4 protein-coding genes are annotated in these 2,846 nt (G+C 33.7%); all 4 read right to left on the bottom strand.

Annotation, left to right across the window (positions count from 1 at the left end; genetic code table 11):
- Positions 1-705: 705 nt before the first annotated feature.
- On the bottom strand, positions 706-1,029 hold the full coding sequence (locus I4Q58_RS15345) for a type II toxin-antitoxin system PemK/MazF family toxin (protein WP_203296790.1): 324 nt from the start codon (positions 1,027-1,029) through the stop codon (positions 706-708).
- Complete coding sequence (locus I4Q58_RS15340) at positions 1,020-1,265, bottom strand: AbrB/MazE/SpoVT family DNA-binding domain-containing protein (RefSeq protein ID WP_203296789.1); 246 nt, start codon at positions 1,263-1,265, stop codon at positions 1,020-1,022. The genes I4Q58_RS15345 and I4Q58_RS15340 overlap by 10 nt, the downstream gene beginning before the upstream one ends.
- A gap of 202 nt (positions 1,266-1,467) precedes the next feature.
- Positions 1,468-1,920: a hypothetical protein gene (locus tag I4Q58_RS15335; RefSeq protein ID WP_203296788.1), complete on the bottom strand. Its 453-nt coding sequence runs from the start codon at positions 1,918-1,920 to the stop codon at positions 1,468-1,470.
- A 466-nt stretch (positions 1,921-2,386) separates the two neighbouring features.
- Positions 2,387-2,770 carry a hypothetical protein gene (locus I4Q58_RS15330; RefSeq protein WP_203296787.1) on the bottom strand — a complete coding sequence of 128 codons (384 nt, stop codon included), beginning with the start codon at positions 2,768-2,770 and terminating at the stop codon, positions 2,387-2,389.
- Positions 2,771-2,846: the final 76 nt, after the last annotated feature.

The following is a 2,846-nucleotide window of genomic DNA, read 5'->3' as shown; positions in this document are numbered from 1 at the left end:
AATATTCACCAGTCAAATTATATGTTTTGCTTTGAACTAGAGTGAATAATAGGAATACTGAGTAAATAAATTTCATCTAAATTCGGTTTAGGCGTGCAGCTAACGGATTTGTATAACGCAGCGTTGCGCTTTCAGGCAACAAAATAAGTAAAACTTACCAAATTGTCCCCCTGCGAGGATTTTCAGATATGAAAATCCGAAGCAATGGGCGTTATGCGTTGTTACCTACAGTTGCGGGAAAGCTCTTTTCCGAAATCGATCCATTTTCAACAACAGTTTCAATTTTATCACCCCAGAACTAAATCAGAATTATCCGTTTCGTTGAGAAATCAACCGGATTTGTCAATTCTTGGTCAAATCAGATCAATCTTTCCATTCAGAATTTTCAATTTCAGTTTGAAATCAATCGTTCAGTTTGGAATTCAAGAAATGAACGCAACAAATCAAAATAACATTTTTCAGAGTTGCTTTTTAGTTAATTTCCATTCGAGTGAAAGTCAGCTAAACCTTTTTGAATTGAAATCCGCTGCAAGCGGGTCACCGCAATTGTAGGTTAACGGTCTTGTATAACGCTTCGCGTTGTGTTTTTGTTCAATTTACTAATTTTTCAAATAGGGAAGGAGTTGTATAACTTTCTAAGTTATTCAATTGTATTGTTTCAGCCAACACAATGCGCGTTATACATTGTTGGCATTAGTGCGTTTATCAATCAACCAATGTTTCTTTTATGACCTCTTTACAGTTTTTAATTTCTGTGTTTGTCAAGTCATCAAATACCTTGACGATTCTTTTTTTGTCAATTGTTCGAATCTGATCAATGGCAATCATTCCTTTTTTCCGGTTATGTTTAACAGGAACCCTGGTCGGATATTTTTTAAGATTTGTGGTCATCGGAGCTATGATCACCGTGTTGAGATATTTGTTCATCTCATTCGGTGAAATCACTACGCAAGGTCTTGTCTTTTTTATTTCACTGCCGACAGTAGGATCGAGGTTGACCAAAACGATGGAGTATTGTCTTAATTCCATTCGTCAAAGTTTTCATCTTCGAACACATCATTCATCAAAGATCTATCATCCCCGTTTTTGTTCATCCGCTTGAATTCCTTTTCCCAGCCTTTTCTTGGCGAATCGATTGGTTTGAGGATGATCTGACCCTTTTCAAGGATAAGTTCGACCTTATCTTTGATGTTGTATTTTTCGAGAATCGTTTTGCTCAGGCGTAGACCTTTCGAGTTTCCGATCTTTATTATTGACGTTTCCATGAAATTCAAATATGTTATTACAAAGTAAATACAATAATTTGAATTATCAAAATTCAATCCGCATTAATGCCAACGGTAACGTATATGGCCCGTAGCGTTTTGTGTTACGGATTTTTCAGTTGGGATTAAAAGTAAATAAATTGTAAGAAAATCAAAACATTTAACCCTCTGAGCTATGGGCTATATACATTGTTAGCAAATGTTATCTCTTTGTTGTTATCTCTTTATCAAAACACTCATTTAGAAATTTGAGTTCTTTTGTCAAATAATCAATTTCTTGCTCTGTTTCAAGATCACTGATATTTCTTGATGGACTACAAAGACTGTAATCTAAGAATATCTCATAATCGATTATTTTATAGTCTCCATAAATTAAATATTCTCCGTTTCTATAAGGCATATCAGAGCAAGAAGTGACATAGTAACCAGTAACTATTTCCCCTTTTTTCAAACTACCATTAAATATTTCAATAATTTCGAATTCATAACAATCATCAGCACGCGCTTTTAATTCGCCGATGAAAATCACATCGCTATAATTTATAACATCAATCATTTGCTGCTCATTCCAATCGTTCCAAAATAATTCACAAATACAAGCAGAAGAATTTTGAATAAAAGCAATGAAAAAAAACCAAGTAAAAATTTGTTTCATAATATTTGCTAACGGTTTTGTATAACGCAAGATGCGCTCTTTCCGGACCAAAATAATCAAAACTTTCGAGATTGTCCGCTAACGAGGATGATTCCGAGTAGGAATCAACCGAGCAATTTGCGTTATACGTTGTTACCTGCTGGCTGTGTGCAATTTACTCTATTTTTTCAGTTTCACTTTCTTTATCTGGTTTTCTGCTCAATCTAATTCCAATAATTATCATTTGGACTATTCCAATTATCCAATAAGTAGGGAATCGTAAATAGGTATAAAGAACTTCATAGCTATCCATCCATTCTCCTACAATTTGCAATTCGATAAAAATTGAAATTAATGGGATTAGAAAAGCAAACAAAAGAAAAACTGGTAAACAACCAATTTTCTTCTCAAAATCTGTCTTCCAATACTTGATATTGAGGAAGATCAAAATTCCAATAACTACATAATCAAAATATCCTATAAGCACTTAACAACCTATTTTTACATCAACGGTTTTATTATCTAAATCAATTTCAATCCATTCATTTTGAGATTCCAAATCAGGAATACAATTGGCCAATTCGGCACCTTCATCATATTTTCTCAAAGCGTTTTTTCCGAAATGTATAGTTGCTTTAAATTCCGTTTGTCCAGTTTTTCCAATCCAAGCTTTAGTTTCTATTTTCCTTTTGTCATTCACGTGTTCTTTAGTCAATTGTTTTTCCGAAGCATGCCATGAAACTCCATCACACCAGAATCCCTTTAATTTTGGGTCAGTCGATTTTTTCAATTCGTGACAAATTCGGTATTCTAATTGAGTGCAGAATTCCTCATTAAATGGTGTTTCAATATTTTTTTGTGCATTTGTCATGTCTTGTCCTGAAATAGGTTGACCATTTTTTGGTTGTTTAAATGGTTAAAAATTCCAGTTTTTCTTTGTTCTTCCG

Source organism: Luteirhabdus pelagi, from assembly GCF_016827595.1.
Taxonomy (GTDB): domain Bacteria; phylum Bacteroidota; class Bacteroidia; order Flavobacteriales; family Flavobacteriaceae; genus Luteirhabdus; species Luteirhabdus pelagi.
This window is presented reverse-complemented; position numbering and strand designations above follow the sequence as displayed.